The organism is Streptomyces sp. NPDC048211 (assembly GCF_043202315.1).
Taxonomy (GTDB): domain Bacteria; phylum Actinomycetota; class Actinomycetes; order Streptomycetales; family Streptomycetaceae; genus Streptomyces.
The window spans coordinates 126,859-150,823 of the sequence record NZ_JBIDAD010000002.1 but is presented as its reverse complement, the minus strand read 5'-3'; the positions used below and the strand labels follow the sequence as shown (position 1 = coordinate 150,823).

Here is a 23,965-nt window from a genome sequence, read left to right as displayed (position 1 = left end):
TCCCAGGTCGCGAGGCGCCCCGGTGGCGCCTACTCCCCCAGCGCCGCCCGCGCGTCGACGAAGGCGTCGACCGCGCGGTTCACGTCCGCCGTGGAGTGGGCGGCGGAGAGCTGGACGCGGATGCGGGCCGCGCCCTGCGGGACGACCGGGTACGAGAACCCGATCACGTACACACCGCGCTCCAGGAGCAGCTCCGCCATCCGGCCTGCCTTCGCCGCGTCCCCGATCATCACGGGGGCGATGGCGTGGTCGCCGGGCAGGACGTCGAAGCCTTCCTCGGTCATCCGGGTACGGAAGAGCGCGGTGTTGGCGTTGAGCTGCTCGCGCAGGTCGCCGGCGGACTCCAGGAGGTCGATGACCTTCAGCGAGGCCGCCGCGATGACCGGGGCGAGCGAGTTGGAGAAGAGGTACGGGCGCGAACGCTGGCGCAGCAGGGCGACGATCTCGGCGCGGGCCGCCACGTAACCGCCGGAGGCGCCGCCGAGCGCCTTGCCGAGGGTGCCGGTGATGATGTCGACGCGGTCCATCACGTCGTGCAGCTCGGGGGTGCCGCGTCCGCCGGGGCCGACGAAGCCGACGGCGTGCGAGTCGTCGACCATGACCATGGCGTCGTACCGCTCGGCCAGGTCGCAGATCTCGCGCAGCGGGGCGACGTAGCCGTCCATGGAGAACACGCCGTCGGTGACGATCAGGCGGCGCCTGGCCCCGGACGCCTCCTTGAGCTGCTGCTCCAGGTCGGCCATGTCGCGGTTGGCGTAGCGGAAGCGCTTGGCCTTGCACAGCCGGATGCCGTCGATGATCGAGGCGTGGTTGAGGGCGTCGGAGATGACCGCGTCCTCCGGGCCGAGGACCGTCTCGAAGACTCCGCCGTTGGCGTCGAAGCAGGAGGAGTAGAGGATCGTGTCCTCCTGGCCCAGGAAGGAGGAGAGCCGCTGCTCCAGCTCCTTGTGGACCTCCTGGGTGCCGCAGATGAAGCGGACCGAGGCCATGCCGTAGCCCCAGCGGTCCAGCGCCTCGTGCGCGGCGGCGATCACGTCGGGGTGGTCGGCGAGGCCCAGGTAGTTGTTGGCGCAGAAGTTCAGCACCTCACCGGGGCGGCCGCCCGAGGTGACGGCGACGGTCGCGGACTGCGGGGTGCCGATGACGCGCTCGGGCTTGTGCAGCCCGGCGGCCTCGATCTCTTCGAGGGTGGTGCGCATGTCGTCGCGTACGGAGTCGAACATGAGGAATCTCCCGGCTGGGTGCGGAGGCGGTAGGAGGTCAGACGGTCCAGTCGAGGATGACCTTGCCGCCGCGTCCGCTCGCCGCGTCGTCGAAGGCCGCCTCGAAGTCGCGGTAGCCGTACCGGCCGGTGATCACGGGGGCGAGGTCGAGGCCGCCCTCCAGCAGGACGGACATGGCGTACCAGGTCTCGTACATCTCGCGGCCGTAGATGCCCTTGACCGTGATCATGGAGGTGACGATCCGGGACCAGTCGACGGCGAACTCCTCGGACGGCAGTCCGAGCATCGCGATCCGGCCGCCGTGCGTCATGTTCGCGATCATGTCGCGCATCGCCTCGGGGCGGCCGGACATCTCCAGGCCGATGTCGAAGCCCTCGCGCAGTCCGAGCTCGCGCTGGCCGTCGGCGATGGTCTGCTCGCCGACGTTGAGGGCGAGGCTGACGCCGACCTTGCGGGCCAGTTCCAGGCGGGCCTCGCTGACGTCGGTGATCATGACCTTGCGGGCTCCGGCGTGCTTGGCGACGGCGGCGGCCATGATGCCGATCGGGCCGGCGCCGGTGATGAGGACGTCCTCGCCGACCAGCGGGAACGACAGCGCGGTGTGCACGGCGTTGCCGAACGGGTCGAAGATCGCGGCGACGTCCAGGTCGACGGGGACCCGGTGCACCCACACGTTCGAGGCGGGCAGTGCGACGTACTCGGCGAAGGCGCCGTCGCGTCCGACGCCGAGCCCCAGCGTGGAGCGGCAGAGGTGGCGGCGTCCGGCCAGGCAGTTGCGGCACTTGCCGCAGACCAGGTGCCCCTCGCCGCTGACCAGGTCGCCGACGGCGATGTCCGCGACGTCGGATCCGATCGCGGCGACTTCGCCGACGAACTCGTGGCCGAGGACGAGCGGGGTTGTGATGGCGTTCTGCGCCCAGCCGTCGTAATTGCGGATGTGCAGGTCGGTGCCGCAGATGCCGGTGCGGAGCACCTTGATCAGCACGTCCGAGGGACCGGTCTCCGGCTCGGGCACGTCCATCAGCCAGAGTCCCGGCTCGGCCTTCTGCTTCACGAGTGCCTTCACGGCTGCGGCTCCCTGTACCTGGTGCGGCGTTGATGTCCCCGGGCCGGGGGCATGCCAGAGGAAGCCTGCGGCCCGGGGAAGTATGAGAGGGACGGTGGCAGCGCGCTCGACCGGCTGCCGCGCACCATCCTCCGCCGTCACGGAGAAATCTGCCGTACCCCGCGCCCCAGGTCCATCGAGGATTTCTTAAGCGCGCCCGCAGCTTGGCTTCACGCCGGGCCGTACGGGCGCGGGGGCCGCCTGCTCCGTTCGGCGGACGCGCACCGGCGTCCGGTCCCTCCGCGGGGGTCGGGCACGGTCGTCGCGCGGGCGGGGGCGGGGCGGTACGTCACCGAGCTGGGCGCCCTCGGCTCTCTGGGCGTCGCGCGGGCCGGACGGGGCGAAAGCGGTCCGGCGGGGGCCCACTGCCTGCCCGTTACCCTGACCGGATGACCCAGCACCCCACGGCGGACGAGCGGAGGCCCGCGAACCGGGGGCCGAAGGCCGCCGCCGGCAACCGGGCCGCGCTGATCGCCGCGGCCCGGGAGATCTACGCGGCGCACGGCCTGGACGCGCCGCTCTCCGGGATCGCCCGCAGGGCCGGGGTCGGGCAGGCCGTTCTGTACCGGCACTTCCCCGACCGGAACGCCATCGCGGCCGCGGTCCTGGAGGAGAACGTGCGCCAGATCGAGCAGGCGGCCGGCGAGGGCACGGCCCTCGCCGGGGTCCTGGGCGTGCTGACCTGGCACCTGACTCAGTCGGCGGCGTTCATCAGCCTCCTGCACGCCGACGAGGCGAGCGGGCACCCGCACACCCGCACGTTCGCCCGGGACATGCACGACCGGGTCGGACACGCCCTGCGGGGGTGCCTGCCGGACGATCACCGGCTGGGCGCCCCGGACGACCTCATGCTCGCCGTCTCCATGGTCTCCGGAGCCGTCACCGGCCCGACCCGCGAGCGACGTGAGGACCGGGCGCTGGCGGCCTGGCGCCTGCTCGGCGTCGCGGTGGGACCGGTGGGGCCCTTCGAGGGGTGCGCCACCCCCTGAGGAGGGTGCGGTCAGCCGCCGTTGGACTGGCGGATGCCCTCCGCGAGCGCGTCGAACGTGTACAGGAAGCCGCCGGCGGGTCCGCTGACGGTCATGTACGCGGCGGTCCCGCCGGGCGTGATCGCCACGTTGGTGGCCGACTCCAGCCCTTCGGCGCGGGCCGGGACCTCCACCGTCGCGAGGCGTTCGCCGTACTTGCTGTACACGGCCATCGCGGGCCGGCCGTGCAGCCCCTGGTACAGGTTTCCGTCGGCGTCCACGGCGATCGAGTCGGTGGCGGCCACCCCGCCGTCGACGCGGACGGCTGTGTGCCGGCCCGCCATTCCGGCGCGCGGCTCCGTGGGGAGGTAGGAGATCCGGTTCTCCGTCAGCTCGCTGATCCACAGCCCCCGGTAGTCCACGTCGAACGAGATGCCGTTGGCCGCGGAGAGGCCGCCGGCGAGAACGGCGGCCTTCCCGCCGTCACGGCCGATACGCACCACGCGTCCGCGCGCCTCGCCCTCGGACATGCCGAGGGCATCGCTGACGTACAGATCGCCGTCCCGGTCGAAGGCGATGTCGTCGGGCCGCATCGGGGCGCCGTCGACCTCACCGGCGAAGAAGGTGCGGCGGCCGGATCCGTCCGGAGCCAGGGAGACGATCTCGCCGTGGGCGATGTCGGTCAGGTAGAGCCGCCCGTCATAGGGGCTGAACTGGGCCGAGGTGTAGGCGCCGCGGCTGTCGGTGAAGACCGTGCGCACCGTCTTCTTCCGGACATCCACGCGCAGCACCTTCGGTTTCCCGGCGGGCGCGGTGACGTCGACGACGTTCAGTCTGCCGTCCACGCCGAAGACCGGGCCCTCCAGCAGGGTCATCCCGGTCTCCTCGTGCGCCGTGGTCAGCCGCATGAGTGCACGCGCGGTGACGGTCCGGCCCGGAGCCGCGGAGTCCGCCCCCCGGCCGGGTGGATGCGTCTCGGTGCCGCACCCGGCCAGGGCCAGCGTGCCGAGCGTGGCGAGCACGGCCAGTGAGCGGTTCCGGAGTCGTCGCATGACGTGTCCCTCTTCCTGTCCGAAGATCGACGTGCCCCCGCACCCTAACCGGACAATGCTGTCCGGTTGTTGCTACGGTGCCGAAGGCCGCCCGGATCCATGGCAGTTCGGCAGACCAGGGACGGTTCCGGCCCGCACGGACCGACGTACAGCCGACCGAGAGAAGACGAGGCCCCCCACATGACGTCGCCTCAGGCACCGACCCCCGACGAGCTCGCCGCGCTGCGCCGGCGCTACCGCAGCGAGCGTGAGCGGCGGGTGCGGCCCGACGGCCCCCGCCAGTACCGGGCCGCCGAAGCCGAGTTCGGCTTCTACGCCGCCGACCCCTACGCGGACGAGCAGGACGAGCGCGAGCCGCTGCGCGACACCGTCGACGTCGCCGTCGTCGGAGGCGGTTTCGGCGGCATCCTCGCCGGAGCGCGGCTGAGGCAGCAGGGCGTGGAGCGCGTCCGCCTCGTCGACAAGGGCGGCGACTTCGGTGGCACCTGGTACTGGAACCGGTACCCCGGCATCCACTGCGACATCGAGTCCCACGTGTACCTGCCGATGCTCGACGAGACCGGGTACGTGCCGCGGTGGAAGTACGCCCCGGGAGAGGAGATCAGGCGTCACGCGGTACGGATCGCGCAGCGGTACGACCTCTACGCGGACGCCCTGTTCTCCACCACGGTCACCGCTCTGAACTGGGAGGAGGGCTCCCGCACCTGGATCGTGGCGACCGATCGCGGTGACACGTTCCGGGCGAGGTACGTCGTCACCGCCACCGGCACCCTCTCCGAGCCGAAGCTGCCGGGGATACCCGGCATCGAGACGTTCGCCGGGCACACCTTCCACACGTCGCGCTGGGACTACGCCTACACCGGCGGCTCCCCCGAAGGGGGCCTGACGGGGCTGGCGGGCAAGCGCGTGGGGGTCGTCGGCACCGGCGCCACCGGTGTGCAGGTCATTCCGATGCTGGCCGAGGACGCCGGGCACGTCCACGTCTTCCAGCGCACCCCCTCCACGGTGGACGTGCGGGCCAACCGCCGCACCACGGCCGCCGACGTCGGTGCGGACCGCGCGGGCTGGGCCGCCGCGCGACGCGAGAACTTCCTGCGCATCGTCTCGGGCGAGACGTGCGGCGACGATCTCGTGGCGGACGGCTGGACGTCCTCCGCCGGTCTGCTGGAGAAACTGCTGCCGAGCTTCCGCCGCCCCGATGACGGGCGGGACTTCGAAACCGCCTACGAGACCGCCGACGCGGCCAAGATGAACGAGGTACGGACCCGGGTCGAGCGGACGGTCACGGACCCGGCGACCTCCGAGGCGCTCAAGCCCTGGTACCGGTACGCCTGCAAGCGCCCCACCTTCTCCGACCTGTACTACCCGGCGTTCAACCGGAGCAACGTCACCCTGGTCGACACCGCGGACACCCACGGGATCGAACGCGTCACCGAGGACGGCGTCGTGGTCGGCGGCACCGCGTACGCACTCGACTGCCTGATCTTCGCCACCGGGTTCTCCGTCGGCGTCTCCGGCGTCCACTCCGGCTCCCTGCCCGTCCACGGCCGGGGAGGCGTTCAGCTGCTCCACGCGTGGGGACAGCGCGGCATCCGCACCCTCCACGGCTTCACCTGCAACGGCTTCCCGAACCTGGTCCAGATGGGTTCGCTGCAGAACGCCAGCAGCGTCAACTACACGCACATCCTGGACGAGCAGGCCGTGCACGCCGCCGCCCTCGTCGCGGCCGCCGAGGACAGGGGCGCGCTCCTGGAGCCCTCCCGCGAGGCCGAGGACGCCTGGCTCGCCACGATCATGCGGGGCGCCCCGGATCACGAGTGGTTCCACGCCGAGTGCACTCCCGGCTACTACAACCGTGAGGGGCGCGGCCGCCCCCGTGGCCCGCACGCCTATCCGCACGGCGCCGCCGCCTTCCATGAGCTCCTGCGCCGCTGGCGGGAGGAGTCCATGGACGAGGTGCTCGCCCGGTAGCGTGCGGCCTCACCCCTCGCGCGGGAACTCCCCCATGCGGCGCGCGAGTTCCACCAGGACGGTCCTCCTCTTCGGTGGCGTTCCCGCACGCGTCGCCTCACCGCACCCGGCAGCGGGCGGGGAACCCGTGGGCTCTCACCTACGGGACAGCCCTTACGCGTACGGCCGGGGAGAGCGGCCCGCCCCCGCCGTGGGCTTCGGCGCGGCGCCGAGGGGGACGAAGCGCCCGTTCCGCACGCCGTAGAGGTAGGCGTCGGAGCCCTTGAGCCGGTGGTCCTCGTCGAAGGCGTACGTACGGGAGACGCCCTTGTACGAGGACGCGGCGATCCCGGCGACGAGCGCGGCCCGCTCCGGACGCTCCGGGGTGCCGGCCCCGCGGACGAGTGCGGTCACGGCGGCGGTCACGAGACCCGCCACGTCGTACGCCTCGGCGGCCCAGGGCGCGGGCGGGGCGTGGTACTCGGCGCGGTGCGCGACGGTGAACTCCCGGGCGGCGGGCGCGGTCGCGTCGATGTAGGGCGCGGTGAACTCCCAGCCTTCGGCGCTCTTCCCCGCCTCCTCGATGAAGCGCGCGCCCATCACCGTGTGGATGGCCATGCGGGGCCCCTCGAACGAGGCGGCGGCCAGGGCCCGAGCGGTGCGCGCGGCTCCGGTCACGTCACCGGCGTAGAAGAACGCGTCGCTGGCGTGCGCGAGCATGTCGTCGACGACGGGGGCGAGGTCCCGCGTCCCGGCCGGGATCACGCGCGGGTAGGTGGTGCCGGAGGTGAGCAGACCCGTCCGCATGGTGGTCAGGTACCCGACCTGGTGGGCGATCCGGCCGCCGGCCCGGTCGAGCAGCACCCCGAGCCGTTCGACGCCGGGCCGCAGGACCAGCCGGTCGATGATCGGCCCGCACAGCGCGGCCTCGCAGGGGCCTGCCTGGAAGAACGACCTCTTGGCGCGGGGGGCGTACGCGAGCTGGAGCGAGGACACGGTGAGGACGGGCAGCATCGCCTCGTCGTACGCGCCGAGGACGGCCTCGGTGGTGCGGTCCCCGGTCGGTCCGACGACGGCGAGCACATCGCGGTCACGGGTGAACTCCTCCGCCACCCGCCGCGCGCGCACGGCGTCTCCCCGGTCGTCGAGCACCTTGACGGTGAGCGTGAAGCGCTTGTCCTTACGGGCGTTGAACCGCCGCGCCGCCAGCCGCACGCCTCGCTCCTGGGCCCGCCCGGCGGCGCTCTGCGGACCGGACAGGTCGGCCTGCACGCCGATGACCCAGCCCCGTTCACCGGACGGGTCCGCGCCCGAGCCGCCCGCCTCGTCGCGCAGCCACTCCCGTACGGCGAACCCGCCGCCCGCGGCGACGACGAGACCCGCACCCGCGAGCAGCAGAGCCCTGCGCCGCCCCGGTCCGGGCTGCGGCATCTTCTCGGCCAGGGTCGGTTCGATGTCGGGCAGACCGAGCATGCCGACGGAGCGGTCGGTGATCAGCGCCGCCACGTCCGCGGGCAGCCAGTCGACGGAGTCGTGCGGTACGTCCTCGGCGATCCGGGCGTCGAGTTCGGCCGCGGTGGGGCGCTCGCCCGGCTCCTTGGCCAGTAAGGATTCGAGAAGGAAGCGGAGTTCGGGATCCTCCACCGCGTCGAGGTCGGGTGCGCCGTGGACGGTCCGGTGGAGCAGCGCGTCGACGGCTCCGCTACCGAACGGCGGGCGCCCGGTCGCGGCGTACGCCAGGAGGCAGCCGAGGGAGAAGACGTCGCTCGCGGGGCCGGCGGCGCAGCTGCCTCCGGTGGCCTGTTCCGGCGAGAGGAAGCCGGGGGTGCCGATCACGAGGTCGTTGCCGGTGAGCGTCGTGGACTCGGTGGCCCGCGCGATACCGAAGTCGATCAGGCGCGGCCCGTCGGCCGTGAGCAGCACGTTTCCCGGTTTGACGTCGCGGTGGACGAGTCCCGCGGCGTGGACGGCGGTCAGGGCACGGGACAGGAACCGGCCGAGCACCCGGACACTGCGCGCGGGCAGGGGGCCGCACCGGGCGACGGCTTCGGAGAGTGCGGGTCCTGGCTCGAACGCGGTGGCCAGCCAGGGCTGTTCGCCCTCCGTGTCCGCACCGGTGACCGCCACGACCCAGGGACTGTCCACCAGCCGGGCGGCCTCGGCCTCGCGGCGGAAGCGGGTGCGGAAGTCGTCGTCGGTGGCGTACTCGGGCAGGATCACCTTGATCGCGGCGAGGGCTCCGGCGTCCGTACGGCCGAGGTAGACGACTCCCATGCCGCCCACGCCGAGCCGCCCGAGCAGCCGGTGCCCGCCGATCCGTGCGGGGTCGGCGGGACGCAGCAGTTCCATCACGCTCTCCGCTCTCCCGGCCCGATCGGTCAGCTCTGCTTCTCCCAGGGCTGTCCCGTAATCCCCGGCAGGGGCGCACGAGGACAGCTACGGCACCTCTCCCCCCGTAGCCTCAACGGCACGGGGGACCCCCTCCGTTGTCGGAACGTCCGCATACATCCAGTATGCGGAGGCCCCTCCACCTTGCGATGCAGCGACGCCGCGCGTTGATCTCCCGGGGATTACGGGGCAGCCCTCAGGGCGGATCCGATCCGTACCAGCATGGCGGCCTGGGCCCGGACCGTCAGCGCGTGGATCTCCTCCTCCGTCCAGCCCTCCGCCCCCTTGCCGGTGACGGCCACGGTGAACCGGCGGGTCTGTGCCTGCTGCCAGGAGTACGGGTAGGGGCCGCCGCCGAGTTCGGGGCTCCGGTACCGCCCGGTCCCGGTCAGCGAGTCCTCGGAGTCGTCCTGCCGGCGCTCCCCCCGTTCCAGGAAGCCCGGGATCAGCGAGCCGATCACCTCCCCCCGCTCCCACCGCTGTGTGGGGCAGCGCATCGCCTCCTCGACGGACTCCGCCATATCCCACCGCGCGTCCTCGCGGGTGCGGTGCACGGTGACGACGGCGGAGAGGCGCAGAGGCCCCCTGCCACCCGCCGCGGGCACCTCGAAGAAGCGGGTGCGGGTGGCGAGGACACCGCGCGCCGGCTTCTCCTGCCGCCAGGCGCAGTCGGTCCCCAGCACGGGCCAGGTGGCTGGATCGCTCTGGTACGGGCTGCGCTTGACGACACCCGGGCCGAAATTTCCGGGGCCGGCGATGACCCTGCCGATGAAGGCCAGCGCGTCCTCGCGTGAAGTGGGCAGCCTGGCCGCGTCCTTGTCGCCGACGCCGGTGTCCTGGTGCCCGGAGGCGGGGGACGCACGCGCGCCGCGGGACGCCGGGGGGTCGGTGGGGGCGCTCCGCCCCGCCTCGTCCGGACTTCCGCCGCCGGAACAGGACGCCAGCACCAGCGGAGCCAGTACCAGCATTCCGTATCCGCGCATGACCCGTGCGCACGTCACGATCGGGCACCTCGCTTCCCCGAAGACCGCCCCGATCCTATGATCGCGAGCCGCGCCGAGGCAGAGGGCGACGGAACTGTGGCGCCATCAGGACGGTGCGGATGCCCCGGTTCACGCACGTCACGGCCCGCATCGAGCCGGCGGGACCGGCGGCCGGGATCGACCGGATCTCCGCCGGAACCGGCCTTCACCGAGCCGCCCGGCCGGACCGCGGGCGGACGAGCCGGGGCCGGGTGCCGAAAGCGGCGCCCGGCCCCGGTCTCGCGGCTGCCGCCCCCTCAGTCCCGCGGCCAGGGCCGCCCGTCGAGGCGCTCGATGTCGCGGTTGAGCCGGGCGAGGCTGTCCGCGAGCTGCGCGGCCTCCTCCGGAGTCCACTCGGCCAGCACGCGCTGCAGACCGTCCCGGTTCTCGGCCCGGTCCTTGTCCAGCCGGTGCTCGCCCTCGGCCGTGATGGCGAACTTCCGGGCGATCCCGCCGTCCGGGTCGGCGATGCGCTCGACGACACCTACCCGGAGCATCGCGGCGGTCTGCCGGTTGAGCGTGGAGGTGTCCAGCCCGAAGGCGTCCCGGAGCTGGCCGATGGACATCGGACCCTCGGCCCGGATGCGGCTGAGGAGGATGTAGGCGCTCCGGTCGAGCCGCCCGCCACCTCGCGAGGTCAGCAGACTCATGTGCCGGCCCAGCAGCATCGTCTCGAACTCGATCCGGTCCACAGGCATGTCCACGCAAGGCTTCCTTCGACTGCCGGGCTCGCCTCCCCGGGGGCGGGCGACCTCTTTTGTACATATATACCACATGTGTGCATCGTGCACGTAACATGCATCATGCACTCTCTATGCAGTGTGCATGTTGACTGTATGACGCACCCGACGCGGCCCGACCGGACCGAGGGAACTCCCGGCACCGCAGCACCCGCCATGGCCGAAAAGGTTTGAGCGGCGCCTCACCACCCGAAAAGGTTGTCCTGTCCCTCCCCGGAGCAGGACAACCCGCTTTTACCTCGAAACGCTCGCCGTCCCGGCCGTAGACTCGCCGGATGGCGAAGTATTTCGACGTACATCCCGAAAATCCCCAGCGACGCACCATCACCAACGTGGCCGAAAGCATCCGCTCCGGGTCGCTCGTCGCGTATCCGACGGACTCCTGTTACGCACTCGGGTGTCAGCTCGGCAGCCGTGACGGCATCTCCCGCATCCGCGCGATCCGCAACCTCGACGACCGCCATCACTTCACGCTCATGTGCCAGAACTTCGCCCAGCTCGGGCAGTTCGTACAGATCGACAATGACGTGTTCCGCGCCATCAAGGCCGCGACGCCCGGCCAGTACACCTTCATCCTTCCGGCGACGAAGGAGGTGCCGCGTCAGCTGCTGCACCCGAAGAAGAAGACCGTCGGTGTCCGCATCCCCGACCACGCCGTCGTCCAGGCCCTGCTGGCGGAACTCGGCGAGCCGCTGCTCTCCAGCACCCTGCTCCTGCCAGACGAGGAGGAGCCGATGACCCAGGGCTGGGAGATCAAGGAACGCCTCGACCACGAGGTGGACGTCGTCGTCGACTCCGGTGACTGCGGCACCGAGCCCACCACCGTCATCGACTTCTCCAGCGGTGAGCTGGAGATCGTACGACGCGGAGCGGGCGACCCCTCCCGCTTCGAGTAGGCCGCGCGCGGGCCGGGTCCGTCCCGGCCCGCCGGACCCGATTCCCCGCTCCCCTCACACCGGAGGACCTGACCGACCATGCCCCGTGCCGTCACCCTGATACGTTCCGCGGCCCTGTCCGACGTCGCCGAGTACGCGTACGCCGCCACCGCCCCCGCCGAGGCGCGACTGATCTTCCTGGCGGGCGCGTGCCCGCTGAACGAGGACGGTTCGACGGCGGCGGTCGGTGACTACGCGGCCCAGGCGGCGAAGGCCGTGGAGAACATGCAGACCGCCCTGGCGGCCGCGGGTGCCTCGCTGGAGGACGTCATCAGCACCCGCGTGCTCGTCGCGTCCACCCGGCAGGGCGACTTGGGGACCGCCTGGAAGGTGGTCCGGGCCGCGTTCGGCGACCACGACGTTCCCAGCACGCTGATGGGCGTCACCGTGCTCGGCTACACCGACCAGCTCGTCGAGATCGAAGCCGTGGCCGCCGTCCTCGACGCCTGACCCCCGGACGGGGCCGGCACGGTGTGCAGGGTCCGGGTGCGCGCGGACCGGGCTTCCCGGCTCCCGAGGCCGACGCCCCGGGATGGACGGACAGCTCTTACCGGTCGACGCGGAAGTACCGGACCGCGTGGAGACCGAGTCGGACGACTCGGCCGTGGGCGTTCCGGATGTCGGCCACGGTTGCGTGGTCTCCTTCGCACAGGCATCGGTAGAGCGGAGGGTCGCACGCGCGCGTGCGGGCGGCGACTTCCTCGACAGGGCAGGCCGGAAGGTCCCAGGCCACGGTCTGCCCCCTGCCGTACAGTCGGCCCGAATCCGGCGTGACCAGCGGCTCGTTGTCGTGGCTGAAGACGATACGCGAGCCGGGTGTGTCACCTTCGGTGAGAATGTCCTCCAGGACGGCGTCCATGTCCTCGGTGGTGCTGTAGTAGGCACGGACGCGCAGGGTGCAGGCGACTGCGAAGTCCTCGCCGGAGGCGAACGTCCAGCCACCTCCGCCCGAGCACACGTCCTCGACCGTCAGCATGCGAAGGGTCAGGGAGGGCAGCGCGCCGTAGGCGAGGGCGATGGCCCGCAACTCCCCCTCGCTCGCTGTACGCAGCACCTCGGCCTCTCGGCTTCCGGCCAGTTCGCGTACCTTCCGAGGCCGCACCCTCTTCACGAAGTCGTAGAGGGTCACCAGCGTGACGAGGCCAACGTGAGCGGGCACCCGGACCACCCGCCACACGGCCCCGCTCACCCGGCCGCGCCGGTTCATGGCCGCGGGGACGCGGTCTGCGGGACGGTGGCGGCGGCCGTGGCCGCGACCTGGACGGTCACCCACAGGATGACCGTGCCCGCCCCGGGGCGGGAGTCCACGAGGTGAGGGACCGTGAGGACGAGCCAGGTGAGGCCTGACACGGGGACAGCGAGCAGTCCGCCTTTGACGCCCGTGAGGCGAAGGCCCACCGCCACGGCGAACGGCAGGAACAGAAGGCCGGTCACGTTGGCCACGAGGTACTGAGTGGTCCCGGCGAACCAGCCGACCCCGGCGGCGCTTTCCACATCGGCGGCATGATCGGCCCAGGCGTACAGCACGTCGAACAACTGAAGTCCGGCCACGGTGGCGACTGCTGTCACCGCAGCCGCCTTCAAGGCTCGTATGACGTAGGGGTACATGACCGCGATGTTCCTCTCCCAGCGAGGGGCACGCCATCCGCACGCGTACTCAGCAGGGGGCGCCCCATGGTGCTGGGACGCCCCCCGAGACATGCGTGAGCCGCCTTCGCTACGGGGCCAGGGCGTCCTCGAACGCCTCCGCGTAGTGGACGGTTCCGGAGACCTTCGGGTGGAACGACTTCATGGACGGATTCGGCGCCGTCGCGTCGGCCTTGGCGCGGCCGGTGAGGACGATGCCGTGGATCGTTTCCGGATCCCCGCAGACCGCCTTCCCGTCGAAGGCGTCACGCGGGTCGGCGAACACCGCGTAGGCGCCCGCGTCGGCGGTGGCTCCCTTCATCTCCGTCGCGACGACGTCGGCCATCTCGTTGAGCCACGGTCCTTCTACCGTGCCGATGCCGATCACACAGGACCCGAGGTGTTCGAGCAGTCTCGGATAGCCCATGAGGACGATCTTGGCGTACGGGGCCTTGGCGTGGATCGCGGCCAGGGTCTTCACCAGTCGGGGTCGTAGCGTGTCGTGCGCCCAGGCCGGCGCCCAGTCCTTCAGCGCGGGCGTCTGGGTGCCCAGCTTCTCCCCGGTGTCCGGATTTCGTTCCTCGATCGAATCGTCCTGGCACGGGCCGCTGAGCGACTTGATGCACTGGGTGAAGATGTCGCCGAACGCCATGTCGTTGCCGCCGACCGACAGTGATACCAGCGTGGTGTGCTGATCCAGATATCCCTGTTCGATCTGTGGCAGCTCACCGCTCAAGGACTGGTCGAGGATGTCGTAGTGGCGGGCGCCGGAGCACGCGATGAGGTGATAGTCCATGCGCGCGTCCCAGCGGTCGTCCAGGTCTGCCGTCGACTCGGTTTCACCTGGAAGGACGGCACGCCGGGACCAGGCGTACTTCGAGCGGTGGCAGGCGTCCCTGACCTTGTCCCCGCCTGCCTTGCTGACGTAGTCCGACTCGGGGTAGTAGTCGTCGCCGCCCGGGTCCGACGCGCCCTCTCCGGACGAGTAGGAATCACCCATGCCGACCAACACATTGGCCGGTTTACCGTTGAGCGGCTGGAAGGCCACCGCGTCCCAGGCCACATCCTCGTCCGCGGTGCCGTCGTCGGTCGCGTTCGTGAGGGTGACCTGAGGTGTTCCGGTGAAGTGGAAGGCCCCGAGGCTCACCCACCGGTCGGCGCGCTGCTCCACGATCCTCACGTTGCTCGAGGTGTCGGCGCCGCTGATCTTGTAGGCGGCCTGTCTCGTGTGGGCGCCCGTGTCGGGCAGATGGACCAGGACGCGTGCCCACGACAGGCTCTGGTCCAGAGTCCACGTGCCGGTGATGGTCATGAGGCCACTGGCACCCCCGAGATGCGCGGAGTCGCGTGTGTGGGCGTACCAGAACTGGCCGTCGTGCCCTCCGCCTATCTGGTAGAGGTCGCCCTTGGCCTCGTAGTGGTTGTCGGAGTCCGGCTGGAAGTCGAAACTGAAGTGGCCGTAGTCGGTGCCCGTGGTACCGCACGAGCCGTAGGTGTTCATCTGGTCGGGAGAGGACTCGACGACCATCGCGGTCGTCGGCAGGCCGCCGCTGCCGCAGACGGGTTCACCGTTCTGCAGCCGGTATCCGCGTCCCGGCTCGGCGACCAGCGTCGCGTATTTGATGTTCTCGTTGCCGCAGCTGGTGCAATTCGGCCCCTTCCAGGACGCGTTCTCCTCATGCCACCAGTACGGCGTGTAGCACGCCTCGGTCTGGCAGTCCGGCGGATTCGACGCGTCGCAGCCATTGTGCTCGTTGCAGAAGGTGTCCAGCGGCGGCTTCACCGCCATCCGGTCGCCGTCGCTCGGCCACCAGGCAGGCCGGAATCCGGCCGTCGAGTATCCGGAATCGCCAGGCCAGTCCTGCCGTCCGGAGGTGGCGTACGAGAAGCCGGCGTCGATGGACCAGGCGGACCAGCCCATCACCTTCTCCTCGTAGGGCCAGTACTGGGGATGGGCGGCGTCCCACGGCCAGCCGGTCGGATCCTTGAACGCGTCCATGAACGGGTCGCGGTCCGCCGGGTAGAGGGGATTGGCGGGGTTGTTGTACCAGCCGAGGCCCCAGTTGCCGTTCTCCGCTTCGTCGGAGCGGGGATTGAAGCCGAGGTTGTAATTCCACAGCGCGGCGAACCAGTTCTCGATCCGGGCCGGGTCGTCGTTGTTGAGCGTGACCTTCTGGTTCGCCTCGTGGATCTCGTTCCACTTGTCGGCGAGGATGTACAGGGAGGCGGCGACGTTCACGGTGTAGTCCAGGGCGACCGCGCGCTGCTTGGCCGGGGACAGGGGGACTTCGTCCTCCTTCTCATGTCCTGCGAGCCGCATTCCGTCGGTGACCTGTCCCACGCCGTAGCCGCAGTCGGACTTGTCCCAGTGGATCTTCCAGTAGTCGGCGGCGTCGTCGCCCTTGTGCCCGTAGAACCCTGCGTAGGAGGCGAGTGGGTTACCCATCTGGCCGGGTATCGAGCCCGGCTCCGCCTGCCACAGATTGGATTCCTGGGCCATCACGCCCAGCAGGACGTTCGCCGGAATGCGCCCGCCTCCGGTCAGCTCCGGACGAGGGAAGAGGCCCTGCGGATCGACCGTGCCCAGTCCCAGCTGGCCACGCCAGTCGCCCTGTTTGATCCAGTTGGAACGGAGTTCGCCCCGCACGGCCATGTCCACCGCCCACTCGACCTGATTCGGAGTGGGCTGAAGAGCCAGTGACTTCGTGTCATTGCGAGGCACCGAGCACCAGCGGTCGGTGTCGACCGGGTCGTGCGACACTCCTGCGGCGGCGAGTCCGGCGGGCGCCTGGCCCGCCGTGAGCGCGGGCGAGAAGGAACCGTTGCCCGTCGCCGCCACGGTGTCGTCCGTGGCCTGCTCGATCTTCGCACCGGTGCCGAGGGCGGTGGAGGTGATGATGACGGGCTGGTCCTCGTCCACGGTGTCGGGCGCGCCTGCCGTCCGCTCCTGGGAACCGCTCTGACCGGCGTCCTTGGCGTCGAAGCCCTTGCCCGCGCCCTTGATCCGCTCCAGTCCGTGGCGGACGCCGGGGGTGAGCACCGGATTGACGGCGAGTCGGCCCAGAGTGGACACATCCGTATCGGCCGGCGCGTTCAGCAGAGCGACGCCCGTGGTCGCCGTACGCGCGGTGTCGGGCTTGCCGGTGAGGAACACCCGCCCCTCGCTGCCCTGGCGCAGGTCGATTTCGCCGAGCTCGCCGGTGGCGAACACGGACGGCTCGCCGTGACCGCGGAACAGCTTGGCGTGTGCCGTGGCGTTGCCGCGGTGGTCGACGAAGGCAACATGCCCCTGGGCCGTGGGACGGATATCGAACGGAGTGCTGTCCGCACGCGCGAGCACGGTCACCTTGCCGGCCCTGTCGATGCGGATCAGGTCGTGTCCGCGCCCACCGACCGTGCCCCCCTTGACGGGCACCGCGCTGGTCACCTCGCCTGCCGTCACCGTCGAACCGGTAGTCCTGCCGTCCGTGTCGACCGTGACCACGCGCGTCCTGGTCTTCCCCGGGTCGTTCATCTCGCGGAAGGCGGTGAACGCGGCTGTGTGCGTAGTTGTGTTGCAGGACGGGTCGAAGTAGGCGAGCGACGCCGTGAAGGCGAGTTTCACCACCTTGCCGGTGGTGGTGTTGACGATGGCGGCGAAGGCGCCACCCTGCATCAGATCAGGTTTATTGGTGAACGCCCGCGGTGCGTACACAGCAGCAATGTGATCGGCGTCCATGACACACTCGTTGCCGATCCATGTATCTGCCGGCACTCCGGGCTCAGCAAGTGTCGCAGCCGTCCTCCATTCATAGGCTTTGCTCGATTCCGCGGCGAGGATCTGAAGGCCATGCGTGGCAGCGGCCGCGGTGAACGCCCGGTCCTTCGACGTCATCCAGTCCGGGCCGAGCTTCTTGCCCGGGTCCGGAACCCTGGCGGGTGGCACCGGGCGATCGGGCTGTGCGGACTCTCCTGCCTTTTCGGACTGTTCGGACTGTTCGGCCGACGGATTAGGCCGGGTATCAGCCAACGAGGGCACGGTCTGTACGACTGTGGTGAGAATCGTCGTGGCCGCAAGCACTGCGACCGCGGCGCGGGCCCGTCTGGGCACCTTCACGGTTAACCCCTTCTGTCTGTTCTTGCTTCGGGCATGCGAAGACACCGCCGCGCCCCGAAAGAGCGTGGGCCGAGCGGCGGTCCTGGGTGAGACCGGGAGGAGCACCTTTCTGCAGACGGCGCGGATGGGACAGACATCCGTGTGCAGGTCAGGCCGGGACGGATGCGATCCGACCGGCATCCCCCCTGCCGGGCGCCGGAGGCGCAGCCGGTCGAGGCGCAGGCCCCTTTCAGGTCATGCGCAGCGACCCCTGTGCACCCCGGGCGCCCACTTCGCGGTCACAGTAGGAGGGCCCCCGTACCCGGGCAAGGCGGTTTATCCGATGGCCGGATCCAGCGGATCGCACCGCGGAACAAGGCTGTTGGCCCTGAGCTGCGGCATCACGCCCCGGACCCCCGTGTCGCCCGGAGGGAATCCAGGAGTCCGGATTCAACAGGGCCGAAATTCGCCCTCGCAGCACAAATATGTCGCCGAGCGGGCGGGCCTAAAGGCCGTCGACAAGGTCGACAGACACACGCCCGGCGACCTATTCACCAATCGGGTGTTTAACGCATTCCTCCCGATCTGATGAGGCTATTCGGAATCACTGACTCCCCTATGCGGCACGGGAACAGCGAAATGGCCCGGCCGGGGTGGTGGCCGAGCCATTTCGTCAGCTCCCGCAGACCCGGGCGAGGTCGTGCCCCGCCCGCCCCGCGGTGATCAACTGCCGGCGGTCGCACTCAGGCGCGCAGCGGCGCCCAAGGTCTTGTCCGAGAGTGTCCGCGCACCGCTGAGGGACGCCTGGTTGCCCTTGATCAACTCGCGCTGGATCACGGACTCCTGGTCGAACCACACCTTGATCAGGTTGGTTTCCTCCTTGCATTCGACGTCAGCCGTCGCGATGCCGATCTCCTTGTCCGTGGCCGTCGGCCCTTGGACACCGACCAGCTCGTCGGTGTCCCAGACGGTGGCCGCTTCGAAGCCGCGCCCCTTCATGCAGCTGGACCAGGCGCCCATCGCCGCCTTGACGGCCGGGGTCGCCTGCGACTTCTCGAAGCTCTCCGCGCTCAGTTGCTCAACGAGTCCGGTGTCCAGATCTCCGACTTCGCGATTCACCTCACCGGTGCACCCTCCCTCGGGAAGGGCATCCCCCTTGAAGGACTTGACCAGCTCGGTTCCCTCTTTGCCCTGCAGGACCGTCGCGGCCTCCGGTACCTCCTGCTCCGGAGGCGGAGTGCTCTCGACGGCCTGGTTCGGCGTGTGGTAGCCGTACTGTTCGGCCTCGGCCAGGATGCTCAGGCCGTAGCGCCTGGGCATGTTCGAGGCGTTGTCCGCCACCGGCGGGGAGACCCCCAGGTCCTCCGTGCGCCAGTTCGTGAACCCGTAGCGCCGCATGCACGAGGTCTCCGCGATGTCGCGCGCCTGCTGGACAGCGATCTCGTCCGCGTAGGAGGTCATGAACGTCTCGAGCGGCAGGGCCATGCCCTTGGCCAGCCCCTTGGAGGGCACTTTCTCGGGCCAGTTCTCGTGGAACACCTTGGGCCCTGCGGCTTCGGCCGTCGCGGCCGGTCCCCGGTCCGTGACCACCTCGGGGCCGTTCGCGTTCTGCTGTCCGCAGCCGGTGACCATGATCGCCAGCGAAAGAACTGCGGCACCGCCAAAAATGGAATTTCGCATATTCATCACAGTCTCTCGCTGCTGGCGTTTTCGTTCTTCAGAGCAGCAACGAGATTTTCATTATGACCCGCCTCGATCGTCTGATAGGTGCCGGTCTGGTTGCTGTTGTAGAAGACCCGATGCGATCGGGAGTCACCGTTCGACGCCCCGGCGGCATTGTTCTTCACGCTGTACCCGGAACCGGGGTCGGTCCCCTGGCAGTAACTCCCGTTCGGCAGGCCGTGAAACCCTGACCCGTAGTTGAACTGGTAGCGGATCTCCTGCATTCCGGAGGACGTCAGATAGTCATGGCCCAGATGCGAGTCCTCCGTCTTGTTCGTGATGAAGCAAGCGTTGCTGAAAATACCGATGTTCGACATGCTGTTGAAGAAAATCGCAAAACACCGCGTCGTCGAGCTGCACTGATCGTCGCTGTACGTCGTGTAGGCGCTCGCGGGTGAAGCGGAAACAAGCAGCGCGGCCACCGTGATGGCGGCGCTTGCGACGCAACTTGCCACACTCGGTCTCTTCAAGTTCATCCCTCTGATTCGTGGAGTTCAGGACAACTACCAGGAGTGAGGCCGGTGTCCCACTCCGTCTCGCACCGACCCCAGGCGCAGCTTAGGCAGGCGCGGAGGGAACACGAAGGATGAATGGACGGTGGCTGATTCCCGTCACCCGCACCTGCGTAGTTGTCAGAATGTGTCCGAAAAGAGCTCCACGCGTGCGTGATCGGCGCGCGAGAACCTGAACCGTATCGAGCTCATTAACCGTTTTGCCCGCTTGGGCGCATTACGTCGACCCGTCGTCGAACGCTCGCGGAACGTGACCGACGGAATGCTTCACTCCGCCCGCGATCGCGTGGCGGAACCGGCGGAATCCCGTATAGGCATCCCCTATAGCCCCTGCTGCCTTTTCGTCTTTGCCTCTCGCTCTTTCCCGGCCATACGGTCGGAACAGCTCGACGACGTACACGCCGCGACCCGCACGGATTCGCGGTCGTACACGGCCGACCGCCTTTCTGTCGAGCGGAACGATCACAAAATATCTGAGAGGACCGGTGGCGCCATGACCACAACGGAGAACGGATCGGGAACGAGGGAACTCGCCGGAAAGCGGGCCCTGGTCACAGGTGGTTCTCGCGGAATCGGAGCGGCCGTCGTGCGCCGCCTCCTCGACGCCGGTGCCGAGGTGCTCACGACCGCACGGTCGACGCCGCCCACGGTGCCGGACGGTGTCACCTTCGTGGAGGCGGACGTGCGGACGCGGGCCGGCGCGGAGGCGCTCGCCGCTGCCGCGCAGAAGGTCCTCGGCGGGGTGGACATCCTGGTCAACAACGCAGGCGGGGCGCGGCCGTTCCGGCACACCGCAGACATCCCCGACGAGGAGTGGCAGGACCAGCTGGACCTGAACTACCTGGCGTCGGTACGGCTGGACGCGCTGCTGGCACCAGGCATGCGGGAACGGGGTTCGGGGGCGATCGTGCACGTCTCCTCGGCCGCGACCCCCTTCGCTCCCCCGCCGTTCCTGCACTACACGGCGGCGAAGGCCGCGTTGGAGAACTACAGCCGGGGGCTGGCCCTGGAGCTGGCGCCGTTCGGTGTCCGGGTCAACGCCGTCAGCCCCGGCAGGACCGAAACTCCCGGCGGCGAGGCGACGCGGGAGGAGTGGGCACGTCTGGTCCCGGGGCCGGGCGCGGACAACAACGGTGTGCCGCTGGGGCGCGTGGGGCGGCCTGATGACATCGCCGAGGCCGTGCTGTTCCTGGTCTCCGGCCGGGCGAGCTGGGTGACGGGGAACATCCTCACCGTGGACGGCGGCGAGTTCCCCCGGGGCTGAGCCCACGGAGGCCGGGGCGCGGAAGGAGAAGCGGGGGGGGGGGGGGGGGGCGCCCCCCCCCCCCCCCCGGGGGGGGGGGGGGGGGGGGGGGGGGGGGGGGGCCCCCCCCCCCCCCCCCCCCCGCTTCCGTGTACCGGGTGTCAGTTGAGGGTCAGAAGGCTGCCCGCACCGTTGGAGTACTCGATCCAGGTGGTGGACCGGGTGTCCGCCGGGACGCCGGACCAGGTGGCGGTCACGTCCGTCGGGGTTCCGGGGGTGACACGGGCGTGGTCGGGTGTGACGGTGACCTTGCCGGTGACCGGGCTGTCCTCGGTGATGTTGTTCACCTGATACGTGTACGGGGTGACGGTGTCGTCGGTGCTCCCGAGTGCGACCACGGCCACGAAGACCGTCCCGGCGTTCGGCTGCGGCAGGCTGATGGTGGATGTCCCGTCGCTGTCGGGATCAGCGAACTCGGCCGACTGCAGAACACCGTCGGTCATCCGTCCCCAGACGACTCCGACGACGGTGTCCGCCGCCGCGTCGAAGTGGACCGAGATCTGGGAGGCCTTGGTGCCGGCCGGGATGTCCGCCTCGTAATAGGTCTCCGCACCGGTCCCGGTCAGGGAGGCCTTGGTCAGGGGTGAGGCGACCGGGCCGTAGGCGGTGGCCACGAGAGTCGTGGTGGCCGGGGTCACGGAGTACGTGGTCTCACCGCTGGTGCCGGTCCCCTTGACCTCGGCGGGGGCGTGGACGCTCTGCGGGGTGACGGCGATCGGGCTGCGGACGGTGGTGCGGCCGGAGGTCCAGGTGAGGGAACCGGTGTCCAGGACTCCCGAGCGCGCGGTGGTCACGTCGAACCTCACGGTGAAGGTGCGCTTCTGCCCGGCGTGGCTGAAGTGCAGGACGGACGGGGAGACGGTGGTCCTGACTCCGGGGAGGTCGGCCTCGGCGCGGTAGGTTCCGGCCGACGTGGCGGTGACGGTGCGGGTGACCGTCTGGGTGCCGAAGAGCTCGCCGATCGCGATGGACGGGTAGTTGAGGTCGCTGGGGTCGATGGCCCGGGTGCCGGTCCGGGTGTCGACGCCGACACCTTCGAGGTAGGCGAGCCAGTCCCGGTCGTTGGAGTCGTAGACGAGTCCGGGCCGGAGCATAGCGCGGGCCTCGACCTCACCGGCGCCCTCGGCCAGGACATCGCCGCTGTTCCTGCCGTCGGCGGCCTTGGTGGGGGAAGCGGTGGTCATCATGGCCGACTTGACGCTCATCGGGGACCAGGTGGGGTGCTCGGAGAGGTAGAGGGCGGCGAGGCCGGCGATGTGCGGAGTCGCCATGGACGTACCGGAGTAGAAGTCGAAGTCACGGCCCTGGTTGCCGGGCGGGGCCACGGCGGCGAGGATCGTGGCGCCGGGGGCCGTGATGTCGGGCTTGAGGAGGTCGCCGTTGCCGACGAGGGAGGGACCGCGGGAGGAGAATCCGGCAACCTGCGGATAGGTGGCGCCCTTGCCGCCGGCGGTGAGGGTCGCGGAGGCGTTGTCCGTGGCGGCGTAGTCGCGTACGGCGGTGGCGTCGGGGCCGCTCAGGTGGACGGTCGGCACCGAGTGCAGGTCGCCGTCGGTGCTCTCGTCACGGGTGTTCACCAGGACCATGGCGATGCCGCCGGCCCTCTTGACCTCTGCGGACTTGTCGGCACGGGCGCTGGTACCCCGGTCGCAGACGACTGTCCTGCCTGCGGCGAGCACGGGATCGAGGGTCCCCGCGATGCACAGGTTGGCGTCGGTGGTCCCGGCGTCGGCGTTCTTGACGGCGGCGGCGCGGACGAGGGGGGCGGAGCCGACGGTGCCGTGCACGCTGGTGCTGATGCCCGTGTAGCTCTGCCCGTTGCCGAGGGTGACGGTGCCCGTGTAGGGGGCGATGGTCCCGGCGGCGACGGTGGTGGTCCAGGGCGCCGTGTTGTCGAGGCTGGCGGCCGAGGGTCCGGCGTTGCCCCCGGCGGTAGCGACGAAGACGCCTGCGGCGGCGGCGTTGCGGAGCGCGGTCTGGGACGGGTCGTCGTACGCGCTCTCGAACATGCCGCCGAGGGAGTAGTTGATGACGTCCACGCCGTCGGCGACTGCCTGGTCGATGGCGGCGACGAGGTCGCTGGTCAGGCCGCCGTCCTGGGTGCCGTCCTTGCTCTGCCAGAGGGCCTTGTAGACGGCGACGGTGGCGGCGGGGGCGACGCCGGAGACGGTGCCGAGGTCATGGCCGTCGGCGGTGGCGTGGACCCCCGCGTTGCCGGCCGCGGTCGAGGCGGTGTGGGTGCCGTGGCCTTCACTGTCACGGGGGGATATGTAACCGCCGCGGTTGGATGCGGGGACGTTTCGGAGCCATCCCTCACCGAAGTAGCGGGCGCTGATGATCTTCTGGTTGCAGGCGGCGGCGGTGAAGCTCTCGCCGGTCTGGCAGGTGCCGGTGAAGGTGGTGCCGTCGGCCTTGTGCATGACAGTCGTCGTGCCGTCGAGGTAGGGCCGGTAGAGGTCGTCCTTGGAGGGCTTCCCGCCGTGCTTGCCGCCGGGCTTCCTGGTCGTGAGCGCGGGGGCCTCGAACGAGGCGCTCTCCGGCCAGATGCCGGTGTCGATGTCACCGATGACGATGCCCCGGCCGGCCTCGGCCGTGCCGCCGAGGGCGGCCCACAGGCCCTTCCGGCCGGAGAGGCCGAGGAAGTCGGTGGAGTTCCTGTCGTCCGTGGCGTGGTGGAGCCGGTCGGGGGCGATGTCGGTGACGCCCTCGGTGCGGGCCAGCTCGACCAGCTGGGCGGCGTCGAGGTGGGCGCTGAAGGTGTTGGTGGTGACGGCGTAGTGCTGCCGGACGGTGGCGCCGACCTTCTTGGCGACGTGGGTCTGCTCGTCGGTCAGGTGGGTGCGGTAGCGCTTGGCGTTCGCGGTGGTGACGTCGAGCTTCCTGCCCGCCGTGGGCCGGGTGGCGGGGATGTCCTCGACGCTGCCGTCGTAGGTGACCAGGGGCTGGTCGGCGAGGGTGATCAGGTAGGTGCCGGCGGTGAGCGGGCCGGCCGGGGCGCCCGCGGCGGCGGGAGTGGCGAGGGGGAGGCTGAGCGCGGCGAGGGTGGTGGTCAGCAGGGCACCGACGGTGCCGCGCCGGACGCGGGACGCTCTTCGTGGCTGAGGTGTCACGGATTTCCTCACAGGTGTTCGGGCATGCCGGAGAGGCGAGCGGGGGTACTCGCCCGGTGTGTGAGTCGGCGACTTGGGGTGACGAACCGCCGTTCATGTGGGGTGATCGATAGGCGATTCGAGAGAAGTGAACGCTGTGCGATCACTTGGTGTCCAGATAATCTGATGGCGTGTTTGGCGGGGTGACCAAACGCGCCACCTGCGAGGGGACGATCGGCCGGTTCGTTGCCTGCC

17 protein-coding genes are annotated in these 23,965 nt (G+C 70.3%); 5 read left to right on the top strand and 12 right to left on the bottom strand.

Features of this window, described 5'->3' with window-relative positions:
* Positions 1 to 29: 29 nt before the first annotated feature.
* Together ACGFZA_RS07295 and tdh are read right to left on the bottom strand one after the other, a co-directional pair.
* On the bottom strand, positions 30 to 1,223 hold the full coding sequence (locus tag ACGFZA_RS07295; RefSeq protein WP_385279194.1) for a glycine C-acetyltransferase: 1,194 nt from the start codon (positions 1,221 to 1,223) through the stop codon (positions 30 to 32).
* A gap of 37 nt (positions 1,224 to 1,260) precedes the next feature.
* A complete protein-coding gene (tdh, locus tag ACGFZA_RS07290) occupies positions 1,261 to 2,289 on the bottom strand; it encodes an L-threonine 3-dehydrogenase (protein ID WP_385279196.1) in 1,029 nt (342 codons plus the stop codon).
* A 428-nt stretch (positions 2,290 to 2,717) separates the two neighbouring features.
* Here tdh and ACGFZA_RS07285 point away from each other — a divergent pair, with 428 nt between their 5' ends.
* Positions 2,718 to 3,317, top strand: a complete 600-nt coding sequence (locus ACGFZA_RS07285; RefSeq protein ID WP_385279198.1) for a TetR/AcrR family transcriptional regulator — start codon at positions 2,718 to 2,720, stop codon at positions 3,315 to 3,317.
* A gap of 11 nt (positions 3,318 to 3,328) precedes the next feature.
* Here the strand turns inward: ACGFZA_RS07285 and ACGFZA_RS07280 are convergent, their stop codons facing one another.
* On the bottom strand, positions 3,329 to 4,348 hold the full coding sequence (locus ACGFZA_RS07280; RefSeq protein WP_393677847.1) for an SMP-30/gluconolactonase/LRE family protein: 1,020 nt from the start codon (positions 4,346 to 4,348) through the stop codon (positions 3,329 to 3,331).
* Between the two features lie 180 nt (positions 4,349 to 4,528).
* Here ACGFZA_RS07280 and ACGFZA_RS07275 point away from each other — a divergent pair, with 180 nt between their 5' ends.
* Positions 4,529 to 6,319, top strand: a complete 1,791-nt coding sequence (locus ACGFZA_RS07275) for a flavin-containing monooxygenase (RefSeq protein WP_393677845.1) — start codon at positions 4,529 to 4,531, stop codon at positions 6,317 to 6,319.
* 153 nt (positions 6,320 to 6,472) lie between these two features.
* On the opposite strand, the gene ACGFZA_RS07270 is transcribed toward ACGFZA_RS07275, so the two are convergent.
* From ACGFZA_RS07270 to ACGFZA_RS07260, 3 genes are all read right to left on the bottom strand, one after another.
* Complete coding sequence (locus ACGFZA_RS07270; RefSeq protein WP_393677843.1) at positions 6,473 to 8,647, bottom strand: bifunctional serine/threonine-protein kinase/ABC transporter substrate-binding protein; 2,175 nt, start codon at positions 8,645 to 8,647, stop codon at positions 6,473 to 6,475.
* Between the two features lie 221 nt (positions 8,648 to 8,868).
* Positions 8,869 to 9,669, bottom strand: a complete 801-nt coding sequence (locus ACGFZA_RS07265; RefSeq protein WP_385279343.1) for a hypothetical protein — start codon at positions 9,667 to 9,669, stop codon at positions 8,869 to 8,871.
* 296 nt (positions 9,670 to 9,965) lie between these two features.
* Positions 9,966 to 10,412: a MarR family winged helix-turn-helix transcriptional regulator gene (locus tag ACGFZA_RS07260; RefSeq protein ID WP_385279206.1), complete on the bottom strand. Its 447-nt coding sequence runs from the start codon at positions 10,410 to 10,412 to the stop codon at positions 9,966 to 9,968.
* Between the two features lie 311 nt (positions 10,413 to 10,723).
* Here ACGFZA_RS07260 and ACGFZA_RS07255 point away from each other — a divergent pair, with 311 nt between their 5' ends.
* Positions 10,724 to 11,344: an L-threonylcarbamoyladenylate synthase gene (locus tag ACGFZA_RS07255; protein ID WP_385279208.1), complete on the top strand. Its 621-nt coding sequence runs from the start codon at positions 10,724 to 10,726 to the stop codon at positions 11,342 to 11,344.
* Positions 11,345 to 11,422: 78 nt separating this feature from the next.
* On the top strand, positions 11,423 to 11,833 hold the full coding sequence (locus tag ACGFZA_RS07250) for a RidA family protein (RefSeq protein WP_393677840.1): 411 nt from the start codon (positions 11,423 to 11,425) through the stop codon (positions 11,831 to 11,833).
* Between the two features lie 97 nt (positions 11,834 to 11,930).
* On the opposite strand, the gene ACGFZA_RS07245 is transcribed toward ACGFZA_RS07250, so the two are convergent.
* The 5 genes from ACGFZA_RS07245 to ACGFZA_RS07225 all read right to left on the bottom strand — a co-directional run bounded on the left by ACGFZA_RS07245 (position 11,931) and on the right by ACGFZA_RS07225 (position 19,261).
* Entirely contained in the window at positions 11,931 to 12,542 is a 612-nt protein-coding gene (locus ACGFZA_RS07245; RefSeq protein WP_393677838.1) for a hypothetical protein, read from the bottom strand.
* A 44-nt stretch (positions 12,543 to 12,586) separates the two neighbouring features.
* Positions 12,587 to 12,952, bottom strand: coding sequence for a hypothetical protein (locus ACGFZA_RS07240; protein WP_393677836.1), 366 nt, complete (start codon positions 12,950 to 12,952; stop codon positions 12,587 to 12,589).
* Positions 12,953 to 13,100: 148 nt separating this feature from the next.
* The gene (locus ACGFZA_RS07235; protein WP_393677834.1) at positions 13,101 to 16,727 is read right to left on the bottom strand and encodes an SGNH/GDSL hydrolase family protein; all 3,627 of its coding nucleotides are present in this window, start codon (positions 16,725 to 16,727) and stop codon (positions 13,101 to 13,103) included.
* Positions 16,728 to 17,807: 1,080 nt separating this feature from the next.
* Positions 17,808 to 18,764, bottom strand: a complete 957-nt coding sequence (locus tag ACGFZA_RS07230; protein WP_393677832.1) for a hypothetical protein — start codon at positions 18,762 to 18,764, stop codon at positions 17,808 to 17,810.
* 5 nt (positions 18,765 to 18,769) lie between these two features.
* A complete protein-coding gene (locus ACGFZA_RS07225) occupies positions 18,770 to 19,261 on the bottom strand; it encodes a hypothetical protein (protein WP_385279219.1) in 492 nt (163 codons plus the stop codon).
* A gap of 550 nt (positions 19,262 to 19,811) precedes the next feature.
* Between ACGFZA_RS07225 and ACGFZA_RS07220 the strand changes: the two genes are divergently transcribed.
* On the top strand, positions 19,812 to 20,582 hold the full coding sequence (locus ACGFZA_RS07220) for an SDR family oxidoreductase (RefSeq protein ID WP_385279221.1): 771 nt from the start codon (positions 19,812 to 19,814) through the stop codon (positions 20,580 to 20,582).
* 140 nt (positions 20,583 to 20,722) lie between these two features.
* Here the strand turns inward: ACGFZA_RS07220 and ACGFZA_RS07215 are convergent, their stop codons facing one another.
* Positions 20,723 to 23,731: a S8 family serine peptidase gene (locus ACGFZA_RS07215; protein ID WP_393677828.1), complete on the bottom strand. Its 3,009-nt coding sequence runs from the start codon at positions 23,729 to 23,731 to the stop codon at positions 20,723 to 20,725.
* Positions 23,732 to 23,965: the final 234 nt, after the last annotated feature.